Annotated in this window: 15 protein-coding genes, 1 riboswitch and 1 other annotated feature; of the genes, 10 read left to right on the top strand and 5 right to left on the bottom strand. The window is 43.4% G+C overall.

Translation table 11 applies throughout. The features are described 5' to 3' along the window. Positions 1-216: 216 nt before the first annotated feature. Entirely contained in the window at positions 217-639 is a 423-nt protein-coding gene (locus OCU48_RS07970; RefSeq protein WP_141344073.1) for an H-NS family histone-like protein, read from the bottom strand. Between the two features lie 457 nt (positions 640-1,096). Continuing rightward, a riboswitch (Lysine riboswitch) is annotated at positions 1,097-1,281 on the top strand. A gap of 90 nt (positions 1,282-1,371) precedes the next feature. Here OCU48_RS07970 and OCU48_RS07965 point away from each other — a divergent pair. The 9 genes from OCU48_RS07965 to hisIE all read left to right on the top strand — a co-directional run bounded on the left by OCU48_RS07965 (position 1,372) and on the right by hisIE (position 10,540). Then, positions 1,372-2,967, top strand: a complete 1,596-nt coding sequence (locus OCU48_RS07965; RefSeq protein ID WP_141344072.1) for a Na+/H+ antiporter NhaC family protein — start codon at positions 1,372-1,374, stop codon at positions 2,965-2,967. Between the two features lie 216 nt (positions 2,968-3,183). Beyond that, positions 3,184-3,311, top strand: a sequence feature (His leader region). Positions 3,312-3,355: 44 nt separating this feature from the next. Then, a complete protein-coding gene (gene hisG, locus OCU48_RS07960; protein ID WP_017030846.1) occupies positions 3,356-4,252 on the top strand; it encodes an ATP phosphoribosyltransferase in 897 nt (298 codons plus the stop codon). 3 nt (positions 4,253-4,255) lie between these two features. Beyond that, complete coding sequence (gene hisD, locus OCU48_RS07955; RefSeq protein WP_141344071.1) at positions 4,256-5,551, top strand: histidinol dehydrogenase; 1,296 nt, start codon at positions 4,256-4,258, stop codon at positions 5,549-5,551. A 13-nt stretch (positions 5,552-5,564) separates the two neighbouring features. Further along, positions 5,565-6,608, top strand: coding sequence for a histidinol-phosphate transaminase (gene hisC, locus OCU48_RS07950; RefSeq protein ID WP_141344070.1), 1,044 nt, complete (start codon positions 5,565-5,567; stop codon positions 6,606-6,608). Positions 6,609-6,634: 26 nt separating this feature from the next. Then, positions 6,635-7,708: a bifunctional histidinol-phosphatase/imidazoleglycerol-phosphate dehydratase HisB gene (hisB, locus tag OCU48_RS07945; protein ID WP_141344069.1), complete on the top strand. Its 1,074-nt coding sequence runs from the start codon at positions 6,635-6,637 to the stop codon at positions 7,706-7,708. A gap of 3 nt (positions 7,709-7,711) precedes the next feature. Next, positions 7,712-8,338 carry an imidazole glycerol phosphate synthase subunit HisH gene (hisH, locus tag OCU48_RS07940; protein ID WP_141344068.1) on the top strand — a complete coding sequence of 209 codons (627 nt, stop codon included), beginning with the start codon at positions 7,712-7,714 and terminating at the stop codon, positions 8,336-8,338. Between the two features lie 32 nt (positions 8,339-8,370). Then, complete coding sequence (gene hisA / locus OCU48_RS07935) at positions 8,371-9,108, top strand: 1-(5-phosphoribosyl)-5-[(5-phosphoribosylamino)methylideneamino]imidazole-4-carboxamide isomerase (RefSeq protein WP_141344067.1); 738 nt, start codon at positions 8,371-8,373, stop codon at positions 9,106-9,108. A gap of 26 nt (positions 9,109-9,134) precedes the next feature. Continuing rightward, positions 9,135-9,908 carry an imidazole glycerol phosphate synthase subunit HisF gene (gene hisF, locus OCU48_RS07930; RefSeq protein WP_141344066.1) on the top strand — a complete coding sequence of 258 codons (774 nt, stop codon included), beginning with the start codon at positions 9,135-9,137 and terminating at the stop codon, positions 9,906-9,908. Further along, entirely contained in the window at positions 9,905-10,540 is a 636-nt protein-coding gene (gene hisIE / locus OCU48_RS07925; protein WP_141344065.1) for a bifunctional phosphoribosyl-AMP cyclohydrolase/phosphoribosyl-ATP diphosphatase HisIE, read from the top strand. Before hisF ends, hisIE begins: the two co-directional genes overlap by 4 nt. Positions 10,541-10,584: 44 nt before the next feature. Here hisIE and OCU48_RS07920 read toward each other — a convergent pair whose 3' ends face one another. The 4 genes from OCU48_RS07920 to OCU48_RS07905 form a co-directional block, all read right to left on the bottom strand. Next, positions 10,585-11,079 (bottom strand): YchJ family protein, encoded by a 495-nt coding sequence (locus OCU48_RS07920; RefSeq protein ID WP_141344064.1) that lies wholly within the window; start codon positions 11,077-11,079, stop codon positions 10,585-10,587. Between the two features lie 52 nt (positions 11,080-11,131). Continuing rightward, complete coding sequence (locus OCU48_RS07915) at positions 11,132-11,902, bottom strand: EAL and HDOD domain-containing protein (protein ID WP_244312224.1); 771 nt, start codon at positions 11,900-11,902, stop codon at positions 11,132-11,134. Positions 11,903-12,012: 110 nt separating this feature from the next. Continuing rightward, positions 12,013-12,732, bottom strand: a complete 720-nt coding sequence (lpxH, locus tag OCU48_RS07910) for a UDP-2,3-diacylglucosamine diphosphatase (protein WP_141344063.1) — start codon at positions 12,730-12,732, stop codon at positions 12,013-12,015. 63 nt (positions 12,733-12,795) lie between these two features. After that, positions 12,796-13,290, bottom strand: coding sequence for a peptidylprolyl isomerase (locus OCU48_RS07905; protein WP_141344062.1), 495 nt, complete (start codon positions 13,288-13,290; stop codon positions 12,796-12,798). Positions 13,291-13,445: 155 nt separating this feature from the next. On the opposite strand from OCU48_RS07905, the gene cysS reads away from it, so the two are divergent. Beyond that, a complete protein-coding gene (gene cysS, locus OCU48_RS07900) occupies positions 13,446-14,825 on the top strand; it encodes a cysteine--tRNA ligase (RefSeq protein WP_141344242.1) in 1,380 nt (459 codons plus the stop codon). The last annotated feature ends 3 nt before the right edge of the window (positions 14,826-14,828 follow it).

Here is a 14,828-nt window from a genome sequence, read left to right as displayed (position 1 = left end):
CCTAACGTTAAAAATACCTAAAGGCATAGACTAGAACAAAAGCGTACAAAACGAACGACTTTGTAGGCGACATAGATTTGTCTAATAACGCTATATTAGGCTTTTATAGGGTGTTATTTTTTGTGCCAAAGATTGCATATATTGGTTTAACTAACAGCATAAAAAAAGCTCCCTGCTTGGGAGCTTAATTCAATCTAATGCAAATCTAGTATTTAATTATGCTTTGATTAGGAAAGAGTCTAGAGACTTACCTGCATCAAGTTGTGTTTGGATTGCAGAAGGCGTGCGGCCTTGACCAGTCCAAGTTTTAGTTGCGCCACTTTCATTTACGTATTCATATTTAGCCGGACGTGGAGCACGTTTAGATTTTGCTTTACCACTTTTAGCTGAAGAATCACCAGCAACTGCTGCTACTAGATCTTCGATATCAATTCCTTCTTTAAGAAGTTGTTGAGCATATTCTGCTAGTTTCTTTTCTTTTTCTTCACGTGCTGCGATTTCTTCAGCTTCGTTTTCACGACGCTCTTCTACAACAGTTGTTAATTTATCTAACGCTTCTTCTAGTTGCTCTAGAGTTAGTTCACGAGAGAAAGCGCGAAGGCTGCGGATATTAAGAAGTGTTTTAGTGATTTCAGACATTTTATGATCCCATCAGATTTATACAGCAATCAAATATTGCTTAAGTAAGGTGCACAATTGTGCTACAGAATAAGCCAATTATATAAGAGCTTTTCTAATAGTTAAATATAAAATAAATAAAATTCCGAAAATAATAAGAAACAAAACATAAGAAAATAAAAGGAACTTTATACTTTCTTAAATTATTTGCTTCTACTCAAAATAAACGAGCCCAACTTAAATTCCTTTATAGAGTATTCACGCTATTCATTGCATAGCAATGATTCTCTTGCTAACTAACTGATCTTCAAAGCTAAATCATGATAGCTAGGGGTAATCAAACAGATTATTTATGCTTGAATACTGTTTATGAATCTAGTGCTGCCACTTTATGTTGCAATTTCGGTTTAACTCAGTAGAATGCGTCGCTCCTAGATCATCTAGTAGCATATTACATTTTGTAAATTGCCTAACTAGGGGATGAGGTAGAGGCGCAGATACTATCAGTAGCTAACAATAGAGTGATGTCGTTGTAATTGTTAGTGAAAGGAGTACCTGCCGAAATGAGTAATCCAATCAAGATTGCTTGTTGGGGTTATTTCCGAAAGGAGTAACACTGCCATAGTCTATTGTGTTGTTAAACTATGGAGCGCTACTGTGGAGTAACCTGTCGCCTGATGGGTTGCTTATTCAACATCATGTCGAATACCTATCTACAGTAGATCTCTTACCAAATTTGGTATTAAGAAGATCATGAATTTAATGGATTTTGCTACATCGCCTGTTTCTTTATTGCCGCCATTATTGGCTTTAGGACTGGCTATTATTACTCGTCGCGTACTACTGTCTTTGGGTACCGGTATCGTCCTTGGCGGTTTCCTTTTAGCTGATTACTCCGTAACTGGAGCAGCAGGTTACATTTTTGACACCGTGTATGGCGTATTCATCGAAGACGGCAGTATCAACTCATGGAACATGAGTATTGTTGGATTTCTGTTACTCCTAGGTATGATGACAGCATTGCTGACCTTGTCTGGTGGTACTCGTGCATTTGCCGAGTGGGCTCAGACTCGCGTTAAAAGCAAACGTGGTTCTAAGCTTCTTGCCGCTTTCTTAGGTGTGTTCATCTTTATTGATGATTACTTCAACAGCCTTGCTGTTGGTGCGGTTGCTCGTCCTGTGACGGATCGTTTTTACGTTTCAAGAGCTAAGCTTGCCTACATTCTTGACTCCACAGCTGCACCTATGTGCGTGTTAATGCCAGCATCTAGCTGGGGTGCATACATCATGACGATCATTGGTGGCATTCTTGTTAGCCACAACATGACCGAATATTCAGCGCTTGGTGCTTACGTTCGTCTAATCCCAATGAACTTCTATGCAGTATTTGCACTACTTATGGTCTTCGCAGTCGCCTGGTTTAAGATTGATGTGGGTGCAATGCGTCGTCATGAAATTGAAGCATCTCAAGGTCGTGGCTTCGAAAAAGACGAAGAGACTGAAGGTTCGCATTTAATTGATGAAGAACTGGACATTGAGCAAAGCTCTCGCGGTTCAGTAGCCGATCTTATCCTTCCTATCGTTACTTTGATTGTAGCGACAGTCGCTGCAATGATGTATACCGGTGGCTTGGCTCTAGCCGAAGATGGTATTGCGTTCAATATACTAGGTGCGTTCGAGAACACCGATGTGGGCACCTCTCTAATCTACGGTGGTCTAGTGGGTATTGTTGTTGCTCTTGCAACGGTATTACGCCAAGGCTTGCCAGTCGTTGATATTAGTCGTGCGTTGTGGATTGGTGCTAAATCTATGTTTGGCGCAATTCTAATCTTAGTTTTTGCATGGTCTATTGGTAGCGTTATTGGCGATATGAAGACGGGGTCTTACTTATCATCTATGGCTCAGCAAGCGAATATCAATGCGGGCTGGTTGCCAGTAATTCTATTCTTGCTAGCGGGTGTGATGGCATTTTCTACCGGTACGTCTTGGGGTACATTCGGTATTATGCTTCCAATCGCAGGTGATATGGCTGGGGCGACCGATCTGGCATTAATGCTTCCTATGTTAGGTGCAGTACTTGCAGGTTCAGTATTTGGCGACCACTGTTCACCTATTTCGGATACGACAATTCTGTCATCAACGGGTGCGCGTTGTAATCACATCGACCACGTTTCAACTCAGTTGCCGTATGCGCTATCTGTAGCGCTCATTTCTTGTGTGGGCTTTATTACATTAGGTATGACCACTTCAGTGGCGATATCGTTTGCAGCGTCAAGTGTGACGTTTGTGGGGGTATGCTTTGTGCTTTCAGCATTGTCTCGCTCTAAGATGGCGTGTCAAAAGGCATAGTACATCTATTTCTATCTTGAAATGATGATTAAAAAGGAAGCATTGCTTCCTTTTTTTGTAAAGGGTGTTTTACGTTTAGGCCTCACTGTGAGTAAATTTGGCCTGAAAACGAATTTTTCATAACGAAACGGTTGCAAAGTTTGATCTGCTTAGTTAGTGTGTTTGTAAGCCAATTGAATAAGCCTTTAAGAACATGCGCCGACAAGATATGAACATTCATCATCACCATCACCCACACTAGTCTTTCGGGCGAGTTGCGCGTATCCGGGAGACAATGCTCTCGGAGGTTGAATCAAGAATTCAGATTTAAACCCTTGGGAGCCTAGCCCCGAGGGTTTTTTCATTTTATACGATTAACAAATTAGAATATCAGCACAGGGAATCTGCAATGCAAACACAACGTCTAAGAATTGCTATTCAAAAGAAAGGTCGACTTAGCAAAGAATGTCAGGAATTGCTCAAGAAGAGTGGCGTTAAATTCAACATTATGGGAGAGCGTCTAGTCGCTCATTCGTTAAACACACCAATCGACCTTCTGTTGGTGCGTGATGACGATATCCCAGGTCTTATCATGGATGGAGTTGTTGATTTAGGATTCATTGGTGAGAACGAATTAGAAGAGGTTCGTCTTGATCGTAAAGCTCAAGGACAACCTAGTACATTTAAGACTCTGCGTCGCCTAGACTTTGGCGGTTGTCGTTTATCTATCGCTGTAGATAAAGAGATGGAATATGCAGGCCCTCAAGACCTAGCAGGTAAACGCATTGCAACAAGCTACCCACACTTGCTAAAAGCGTATATGGATACGCAAGGTATCGATTTTAGTACCTGTATGCTCACAGGTTCTGTAGAAGTTGCTCCTCGCGCAGGTCTAGCGGACGGTATTGCTGATTTGGTGTCCACAGGCGCTACGTTGGAAGCAAACGGGCTAAAAGAAGCTGAAGTTATCTTCCGCTCAAAAGCGACGCTTATCCAGCGTGATGGTGAGTTTGACCAAGAAAAACTAGACCTAATCGACAAGTTGCTGACTCGCATGCAAGGTGTACAGCAAGCGAAAGAATCTAAATACATCATGCTTCACGCACCACTTGATCGCTTAGAAGAAGTCACCGCGTTACTTCCTGGTGCGGAAGACCCAACAGTGTTGCCGTTATCTAACGATAAATCTAAAGCCGCTATCCACTTGGTAAGCTCTGAAAACCTGTTTTGGGAAACCATGGAGCAGCTAAAAGAGTTGGGCGCGAGCTCAATCCTAGTGCTACCTATTGAGAAAATGATGGAGTAGGTGATGAGAACGGTTACTTGGCAATCATTAAGTGAAGAACAACAAGCGGCAGTCCTTCAACGCCCCGCTATTGCAGAGGGTGCAAATATTACCGCTGCAGTATCTGCGGTAGTAGATAGCGTTAAAAAAGACGGTGACAAAGCACTGTTGGAACTGACTGAGAAATTTGATGGCGTTCGTCCTAACTCTATTCGAGTATCTAACGAAGACATCGATGCGGCCTCAGAGCGTTTGTCTGAAGAGATGAAGGCGGCGCTTAATCAAGCGTATAAAAATATCGCAAAGTTTCATCAAGCTCAAAAGCCTGTGCCACTTAAGGTAGAAACTCAGCCGGGTGTTGTATGTGAGCAGGTCACGCGTCCAATTAATACCGTTGGCTTATATATTCCGGGTGGCAGTGCGCCATTACCCTCTACGGTGTTGATGCTTGGTGTTCCAGCACAAATCGCAGGTTGCAACAAGGTCGTACTGTGTTCACCTCCGCCGATTGCTGATGAAATCTTGTATGTCGCTAAGCTGTGTAATATCGATGAAGTCTATAACCTAGGTGGCGGACAAGCGATTGCTGCTATGGCCTACGGTACTGATACGGTGGCTAAGGTTGATAAGATTTTTGGTCCGGGCAATGCGTACGTAACCGAAGCTAAACGTCAAGTGAGCAATGATTTTCGCGGTGCAGGGATTGATATGCCTGCAGGACCGTCAGAGGTATTGGTGATTGCAGATGAAACGGCTGATGCTGATTTTATTGCTGCGGATTTATTGAGCCAAGCTGAACACGGCCCAGACTCTCAAGTTGTTCTCGTGACGCCTTCAGTGCTGATTGCCGATCAAGTGACCGATGCGGTTCAGCGCCAGCTTCAACAACTCTCTCGTAAAGATATTGCTCAGCAAGCTCTAGCTTCTAGCTTAATCATTATTGCGGAATCAGTAACACAGGCTATTGCTATCTCGAACTACTACGGCCCAGAACACTTGATTGTTCAGACTAAAAATCCTCGTGAATTAGTGCCGCTTCTTGATAATGCAGGCTCTATCTTTCTAGGTGACTGGTCTCCAGAATCTGTAGGTGACTACGCATCAGGCACCAACCATGTATTACCAACGTATGGCTATACGCGCACTTATTCTAGCCTTGGTTTGGCAGATTTCAGTAAGCGTATGACTGTACAAGAGCTAAGTGCAGATGGCCTACGAATACTAGCACCAACGGTTGTCACTATGGCAGATGCGGAAGGCCTTGATGCCCACAAACGCGCTGTGACAATACGTATAGAAAAACTGCAATCGGCTGAGTAAGGAAAGGTTGAACATGGAAAAGTTAGCTCGTAAACAAATTCAGGCTCTTACACCATACCTCTCTGCCCGCCGTATTGGCGGCTCTGGTGATGTGTGGCTAAATGCTAATGAATCACCATTTGATAACGCTTATACGTTAGAAGCCTCTCGCTTGAATCGTTATAGCGAGTGTCAACCGCCACAGTTGATTGAGGCGTATGCCGCCTATGCGGGAGTTTCACCACAGCAAGTATTGACCTCTCGCGGTGCCGATGAAGGTATTGAGCTTCTTATCCGAGCTTTTTGTGAGCCGGGTGAGGATGCGATTCTATATTGTCCACCAACCTATGGTATGTATGCGATTAGCGCTGAGACTATTGGGGTCGAACGTAAAACAGTGCCGCTCACTGAACAATGGCAGCTAAACCTTGAAACCATCGAGCAAAACCTCGATGCGGTAAAATTGGTCTTTGTTTGCTCTCCTAATAATCCAACGGGTAACTTAATCAACCGTGAGGATATTGTCTCTCTGCTTGAAATGACAAAAGACAAAGCGATTGTCGTGATGGATGAAGCATATATCGATTTCTGTCCAGAGGCCTCTACCGTTGATCTTCTTAGCCAATATCCAAATCTTGCCATTTTGCGTACCATGTCTAAAGCCTTTGCTCTTGCGGGTTTGCGCTGTGGATTTACGTTGGCAAATGAGGAGTTGATACAAGTATTATTGAAGGTGATTGCGCCATATCCAGTGCCCGTGCCGGTGGCGGATATTGCCTCATCTGCCTTGTCCAAAGAAGGGCTAGAGCGCGCCATGACGCAAATTGCAACACTGAATGACAATCGTACTTTCTTGGAAGTTGGCCTAAAGACGTTATCAGGTGTCACTGTGTTTGCCGGATTCGGTAACTATTTACTAGTACGTTTTAACGATGGCGATGCCTTATTTAAAGCCGCTTGGGATGCAGGTATTATCTTGCGTAATTCCCCAATTAAAGATTGTGTGCGTATTAGCGTTGGCAGTCGTGAAGAGTGCGAAAAGACTCTGAATTTTATTAAGCAACAATTGGCAGCGTAGGACGCTCGATTAAAAAAGGAACCATAATGAGCAACTCCCAAAAGATTTTATTTATCGACCGTGACGGCACCTTAATTGTTGAGCCACCGGTAGATTTTCAAGTAGACCGCCTAGATAAACTAAAGTTTGAACCTTTGGTGATCCCAAGCCTTTTAACTCTGCAAGATGCAGGATACCGCCTTGTTATGGTAACCAATCAAGATGGTTTAGGCACGGATAGCTATCCTCAGGCTGATTTTGATGCGCCACACGATTTGATGATGCATCTTTTTGAGTCTCAGGGTGTGCTGTTTGATGATGTCCTTATCTGTCCGCATTTTGAAGAAGATAATTGCTCTTGCCGCAAGCCAAAGCTTGGTATGGTGAAAGAGTACCTACAATCCGGCAAGGTTGATTTCAAGACATCTGCTGTGATTGGCGATCGTATGACTGATCTTCAACTTGCCGAAAATATGGCGATCAAAGGTATTCAATACAACCCAGAAACTCTAGGTTGGCCGGCTATCGTGAAAATGTTGACGACTAATCCTCGCATCGCAGAAGTCGTTCGCACCACCAAAGAAACGGACATTCGCGTTAAAGTAAACCTTGATGAAGCGGGTGGTAACAAGATTGAGACAGGTCTTGGTTTTTTTGACCACATGCTAGATCAAATTGCCACACACGGCGGGTTCCAACTTAAATTATCGGTTGATGGTGACCTTCACATTGACGATCACCACACCGTTGAAGATACCGCCCTAGCGCTAGGCCAAGCTATTAAAGAGGCTTTGGGCGATAAGCGTGGTATCGGTCGTTTTGGCTTTAGCCTACCAATGGATGAGTGTTTGGCTCAGTGTAGTTTAGATCTTTCCGGTCGCGCCTATCTGAAGTTTGATGCCAAATTTAGTCGCGAAGAGGTGGGTGGTTTCTCAACTGAGATGGTTGTTCACTTCTTCCGTTCTCTGGCTGATGGTATGGCGTGTACCTTACACTTGTCGTCAACGGGTGATAATGACCATCACATCATTGAGAGCCTGTTTAAAGCATTTGGGCGTACTTTACGCCAAGCGATCAAGGTTGAAGGTACAGAGTTACCAAGTAGCAAAGGGATGTTGTAAAAGATGAGTGTGGAAAATCAATCGCAAGCTGTTGTGATCATTGATACCGGTTGTGCCAACGTATCTTCAGTGCGCTTTGCTATCGAACGTTTGGGTTTTGATGTGTCAGTGTCAAAAGATCCAGACGTAGTGTTAGGGGCTGACAAACTGTTTTTGCCTGGAGTTGGTACAGCCAGTGAAGCGATGCAAAACCTTAAACAGCGCAATTTAATTGAGTTGGTTAAGCAGGTGGAAAAACCGATGCTAGGCATCTGTTTAGGTATGCAACTCCTTGGAAAACTCTCTGAAGAGAAAGGTCAGAAAGCTGACGAAATTGTACCGTGCCTTGGCCTTTGTGAAGGCGAAGTCCGTAAGCTCGACAGTAAAGATTTACCACTGCCACATATGGGATGGAACACTGTCTCTGCGACAGAAGGACACCCTTTATTCAAAGGGATTGAGTCCGGCGAATACTTCTACTTTGTGCACAGCTTCGCGATGCCAGTAGGGGGCTACACCATCGGTAGTTGTGATTACGGCACTCGCTTTAGTGCCGCTATACAAAGCGGTAATTACTATGGTGTTCAATTTCATCCAGAGCGCTCTTCAAAGGCTGGCTCACAATTGATTAAAAACTTTTTAGAGCTGTAAGGCTTTAACTATTTCGACTTTAGGGACTAGAAGTGATTATTCCAGCATTAGACTTAATTGAAGGTCAGGTAGTCAGATTATACCAAGGTGACTACGGACAAGTAACAGAGTACAAGGTAGACCCAGCAGAGCAGTTCAACCTTTATCACCAAGCTGGAGCCAATTGGTTACATTTGGTCGATTTAACAGGTGCAAAGGATACCAATGCACGTCAGCTTGATCTTATCGGTCGACTTCTGAAAAGCACTCCTGCCAAGATTCAAATCGGCGGTGGCGTTCGTACAGAGCAAGACGTGATTGATTTGTTAGATGCCGGCGCAGAGCGTGTTGTTGTAGGTTCAACTGCGGTCAAGCAGCCTGAGCTAGTTAAAGGCTGGATGGCAAAATATGGCCCTGAGCATATTGTTCTCGCTCTTGATGTAAACATCGATACAGAGGGTAACCGTAAGGTTGCGGTATCAGGGTGGCAGGAAGATTCAGGTGTGACAATAGAAGCGCTTATTGAAGACTTCCTAACGGTTGGCTTAAAACATGTACTTTGCACTGATATCTCAAAAGATGGCACGCTTACTGGCTCCAACGTAGAGCTATATGTAGACCTTTGTAAGCTGTATCCACAGGTGCACTTTCAATCATCCGGCGGTATCGGAAGCCTTGCGGATATCGAAGCATTGAAGGATACCGGTGTACGAGGTGTTATCGTGGGACGTGCCTTGCTTGATGGCAAGTTTACGGCTGAACAAGCATTTGCAAGCTGGGAAACAGCCTAGTCATTTTAAAAAGGATTACAGGTATTATGTTAGCGAAGCGAATAATTCCTTGTTTAGATGTCCGTGACGGACAAGTTGTAAAGGGTGTTCAATTTAGAAACCATGAAATCATCGGAGACATTGTTCCTTTGGCTCAGCGCTATGCTGAAGAGGGTGCTGATGAATTGGTGTTCTATGATATTACCGCCTCTAGTGATGGTCGTGTAGTCGACAAGAGCTGGGTTGCTCGTGTTGCTGAGGTGATTGATATTCCATTTTGTGTGGCTGGTGGCATAAAGTCTGCAGAAGATGCGTCTCGAATTTTGGAGTTTGGTGCCGACAAGGTCTCAATTAACTCTCCAGCGCTGGCTAATCCAGAATTAATTACCCACTTGGCAGATAAATTTGGCGTGCAGTGTATTGTTGTCGGTATTGACTCTTACTTTGATAAAGACACGGGTAAGTATCAGGTATATCAATTCACCGGTGACGAAGCTAGAACTAAGGCAACCAAATGGGAAACCAAAGATTGGGTGCAAGAGGTTCAAAAGCGTGGTGCGGGTGAAATCGTGTTGAACATGATGAATCAAGATGGCGTTCGAAATGGCTACGATGTCACTCAGCTGAACATGATGCGTGAAGTCTGTAAAGTACCTTTGATTGCATCAGGTGGAGCAGGCGCTATGGACCACTTTGCAGAAGCTTTCAATAAAACCAATGTGGATGGTGCGTTAGCCGCTTCTGTATTCCACAAACAAATCATCAATATTGGTGAATTAAAACAATATCTTAAGACCCAATCAGTAGAGGTGAGAATATGAGTTTTGCAGCAGCTGAAGTAACGACATTAGCTGAAAGAATTGACTGGGATAAGGTTGATGGTTTAGTGCCTGCCATTGTTCAGGACTTCACTTCTAGCCAAGTTTTGATGATGGGTTACATGACTCCTGAGGCATTACAAAAAACCGGCGAAACAGGTCAGGTCACCTTCTTCTCACGTACTAAGCAACGCTTGTGGACCAAGGGTGAAACTTCTGGCAACGTACTGCAACTTAAAAACATTGCGCTAGATTGTGACAATGACACTTTGTTGGTAAAAGTAGCCCCAATCGGTCCTACTTGTCATACTGGCACAACGACCTGCTGGGATGCGGATTCTCAAGAAGAATCGCAAATGGTGTGGCTTCATCAGCTCGAGACTCTATTGGCCGAGCGCAAATCAGCCGATCCTGACTCTTCCTACACCGCCAGCTTATATGCCCGTGGCACCAAGCGTATTTCGCAAAAAGTGGGCGAAGAAGGCGTTGAAGTTGCGCTTGCGGCGACGTCGGGCGATAAGGCGGAATTAGTCTGTGAATCTGCTGATCTGATTTATCACTTAATTGTGTTGCTTCAAGACCAAGGCTTATCGCTAAATGATGTGGTAAATAAGCTTAAAGAGCGCCATAAATAGTCATTTTCAGTTAAAAGGCCATCTCAAACGAGATGGCCTTTTATTTAACTGCCGCAGCACTTTTTATATTTCTTACCACTACCGCAGGTACAAGGGTCATTACGACCTATCTCTCTTTTCTTAACTGGAAGCGGGTAGTCATACATTTCACCATCTATATAAAACCACTGGTCATCTTCTCTAACGAAGCGTGACTTTTCAGTGAAACTATATTGACGTTTATCTTCGATAAAATACGCGTTAAAGGTGACGTAGCCTTCATTGTCATCTTTACCTGGCTCTGTGCTTACAACCTCTAGCTTTTTCCATTCACCATGTACAGATTCAGCAATAGCATCAGCTTCTGTTATAGCGTTGCAACTGGAATGGTAGGTATGCACCACAAAGTCCACCAGTCTTAATTCATGAGCACAATAGCGAGCGCGCATGAGTTGTTCAGGCGTAAGGGCACACTTGGGATCAGTATGGATAGGTTTGCAACAGTCTTGATAAGCCTTTTGGCTATGACAACGGCAAAGGGAAGTGGCTAATTCGCTCATTAAATCTTCATAATTGATATGTTTGTAGCAATTATAACACCGTTACTTGAGATTATTTATTGCTGACTGACGAAGGTTTATCCGTAAACGCAATAAATTGATGTTGCGGATTTTGCAGTGCTTCATTGGCCGCAATCGTGTTCGGCAATTCATAATATCTTGCTGAGCTAAGGGCTTTATGATTCAGTTCATCATATATCTGACTATACCTAATTGGATAATATTCATCCAATATGTGCTTCTCAAACATCTCAGGCATTGCGAGATAATAACCTTGAAATAGATCGAAACCGGCATTTAATGCCTGTAAGTACTGATGTTCATGTTCAATTTTTTCGGCAACGAATTGTATATTAAGATGGCTGTGTGCTTGAATAAATAGGTGAGAATCAAGCAGTGAGTATTGCTTTATATCTATTTTGATAATGGATACAAATGGAATAACTGCATTCCACTCTTCAGATGGGACAAAGTCATCTAACGCGATTTGATAACCTTTTGAGTGTAGGTCTTTAATAGCTTCGATTAGCTCAACACTTGGAAGATCTCCTTCTAATACTTCGATAACAATATTTTCGGGCGGAAGACAGAGTGGAAGACCATTTACTATACAATCATGACTAAAGTTAATATAACCCGTGACATTGTTCAGCAGTAACCGAGAGTGATCCAATAAAAGATCAACCATTATGGATCGAGTTGCATAATTGGCGTTGACGTTTGGATAACGATTTAAATGGCTCTTCCTGTACAGCAGCTCGTAGGCTACTGTATTACCATCACGGTCAGAAATAGATTGTCGAGCAATAAATGAACTGTACACAAATAATTATCAGCTATCACAAAAATGTCTATATAGATAATAGACATAAATTATAACTTTAAAATTACTTCGAGCCAAAAATGCTTGTTTGGCGGTACTAATAATTCAGTTTATAGAGGTTGATTGAATAAATGAAGGTTATTCGGGGTCACTTCTAGGATAGAGTTTTCGGCAAACCAGTCCCCAAGAACAATGCGCTTTTTATTTTCACCGACGTCGAGTTCATGGATATCTTGACGATGAGTATGACCATGAATCAGCCATTGTGCTTTGTGGCGTTGCATCGCATCAATAACGGCTTGTTGATTTACATCCATAATGTCATAGGATTTGGACTGCTTGTCATCATTGGCGTTATTTTGCACTTTCTTCACGAGCTTTCGACGCCAAGACAAAGGTGTTCTGTTGTAAATCCACTGCAACCATTTTAAATGCATCTTCTTGCGAAACTCTTGGTACTTGACATCATCAGTACAAAGGGTATCGCCATGCATTATTAAGGTTGGCGTACCATAGAGGTCAATTAAGGTTTCATCGCCTAGCAGCTTAGCACCACTTTTACGTTCAAATCTTTTGCCTACCAAGAAATCACGGTTGCCTTGTACAAAAAAACATGGGGTTCCTGAGTCAACAAGCGTTTTTATCTCATTAGTTACTGTGTTGTTTAGAGGAGACTCATCATCATCTCCAACCCAGAATTCAAAAAGATCACCTAGTATATAAACCCCATCTGAGTTAGGCGCTTCTTCACGCATAAATCGTACGAAAGCGTCCGTCATATCATTACGATTAGGGGTAAGGTGTAGATCTGAGATAAAGAGTGTGCGCATTGGGAGAGGGTTCCATTAGAGAGAATAAACCGCCTAAGAGGTGCTTAGGCGGTTTGAAAACTATTACTCAGCGATAGTAGTGCCAGTAATAATAACTTCTTCTAGAGGAACATCTTGGTGCATGCCCATGCTACCAGTGCTCACGCCTTTGATTTTGTTTACGATATCCATGCCTTCGGTTACTTTACCAAATACACAGTAACCCCAACCGTTCATGTCTTCTGATTTGAAGTCCAAGAAAGTGTTGTTGTTAATGTTGATAAAGAACTGCGAGCTAGCAGAATGCGGTTCCATAGTACGCGCCATTGCAATCGTACCAACAGCGTTACTTAGACCGTTGTTTGCTTCGTTCTTGATAGTGTCGCGAGTTGGTTTTTCACGCAAGCCAGAAGTCATACCGCCGCCTTGGATCATAAAACCATCGATTACACGGTGGAAAAGAGTGTTGTCGTAAAAACCATCTTTACAATACTGAGCGAAGTTTGCCGCCGTAGCAGGTGCAGCTTCGTGGTTCAGTTCTAGAGTGATGTCACCGTGATTGGTGTGAAGGGTGATCATAAGAGCGTCCTTAACGTTTATTTAGTAGATAAATCGAATCAAATTCTAACCAAACTCTCAGCACAATCAACTGCTATCGGACTTTTATGTTACTTAACGGGTTATGTGTTGGTATACTAACCGCATTATTGCCACCAAGAAGTAAATCAGAAGAAATGCTCAAGATATACAATACACTGACGCGCCAAAAAGAAGAATTCAAACCTATCACTGCTGGTAAAATAGGCATGTATGTATGTGGGGTGACCATTTATGACTTGTGTCATATTGGGCATGGCCGCACTTTTGTTTCTTTTGACGTAGTGTCTCGTTACCTTAGGTATCTTGGTTACGACTTGAATTTTGTACGCAACATTACTGATATTGATGACAAAATCATCAAGCGTGCGGCAGAAAATGCTGAAAGCTGTGAGTCTTTGACAGAGCGCCTTATTGCAGAAATGCATGCTGACTTTGATGCACTCAATATGAAGCGCCCTGATGTTGAACCTCGTGCAACCGAATTTATTGATGAGATTATCGAGCTTGTTGAAAAGCTAATTGAACGTGGCTTTGCGTATGTTGCAAGCAACGGTGATGTTATGTTTGAAGTGAGCAAATTTGATGAATACGGACGACTATCAAAGCAAGATCTAGAGCAACTTCAAGCGGGTGCTCGAGTGGACGTAGAAACGGCAAAACGAAGCCCACTGGATTTCGTTCTTTGGAAAATGTCCAAACCAGGTGAGCCAACATGGGAATCACCATGGGGTGCAGGTCGTCCGGGTTGGCACATTGAATGCTCAGCAATGAACTCGTCTATTTTAGGTAATCACTTTGATATTCACGGCGGTGGTTCGGATCTACAATTCCCTCACCATGAGAATGAAATTGCTCAGTCTTGCTGCGCCCACGGCACCCAGTATGTAAATACTTGGATGCATAGTGGCATGGTAATGATCGATCAAGAGAAAATGTCTAAGTCTTTGGGCAACTTTTTCACTATCCGTGACGTGTTAGCTCATTATGACTCTGAGACCGTTCGTTATTTCCTAATGTCGGGGCACTATCGCAGTCAGCTAAACTACAGTGAGGACAATCTCAACCAAGCTCGTGCTTCTCTTGAGCGTTTATACACTGCGCTTCGTGGCTTGGATGCTTCTGCTACGCCAGCGGGCGGCGAAGACTACGTGTCTCGTTATACTGCGGCAATGAATGATGACTTCAATACCCCTGAAGCTTACGCTGTGCTGTTTGATATGGCCCGTGAAGTTAACCGTTTGAAGGGTTCTGAGCTGGAAAAAGCGAGTCAACTGGGTGCTTTGATGCGTGAATTAGCAGATGTGATTGGTATTCTTTATCAAGACCCTGATGCTTTCTTGAAAGGTGATCAAGAAGATAGTGAAGTCGCAGAGATTGAAGCGTTGATTAAGCTTCGTAATGACTCTCGCGCTTCTAAAGATTGGGCAAATGCCGATCTTGCTCGCGACAAGCTCAATGAACTGGGCATTATCTTAGAGGATGGCGCTCAAGGCACCACTTGGCGTCGCAAGTAACCC

Source organism: Vibrio inusitatus (assembly GCA_024346935.1).
Lineage (GTDB): Bacteria > Pseudomonadota > Gammaproteobacteria > Enterobacterales > Vibrionaceae > Vibrio > Vibrio inusitatus.
Note: the sequence above shows the minus strand (reverse complement) of the source record. Positions and strands in the feature narration are given on the sequence as shown.